Origin of the sequence: Novosphingobium malaysiense, from assembly GCF_000802225.1 — a bacterium.
GTDB lineage: Bacteria > Pseudomonadota > Alphaproteobacteria > Sphingomonadales > Sphingomonadaceae > Novosphingobium > Novosphingobium malaysiense.
In genome coordinates, this window is sequence record NZ_JTDI01000056.1 from 1 (window position 1) to 251 (window position 251).

Here is a 251-nt window from a genome sequence, read left to right on the forward strand (position 1 = left end):
GTGCCAGGTTGAGCAGCGAACCGCTGGAGAAGGCGGTGATGGTGCCCGGGTCCTTGGCGCGCTGGGCGACCACGGCGTTGTAGGCCACGGCGCCAACGCCGCCCGGCATGTAGGTGACGCGCATCGGCGCCTTGAGCAGGCCTTCGTCTTTCAGGCCGCTCTGGGCCAGTTTGCAGGTCAGGTCGAAGCCGCCGCCGGGTTTGGCCGGAGCGATGCATTCGGGGCGCTTGGGTTCGGCAGCCAGCAGTTGG

At 68.9% G+C, this 251-nt stretch carries 1 protein-coding gene; it reads right to left on the reverse strand.

Annotated elements, in window-relative coordinates:
- On the reverse strand, positions 1-251 hold a 251-nt coding region (locus tag LK12_RS23485; protein WP_039290862.1), incomplete at both ends, for a tricarboxylic transport membrane protein.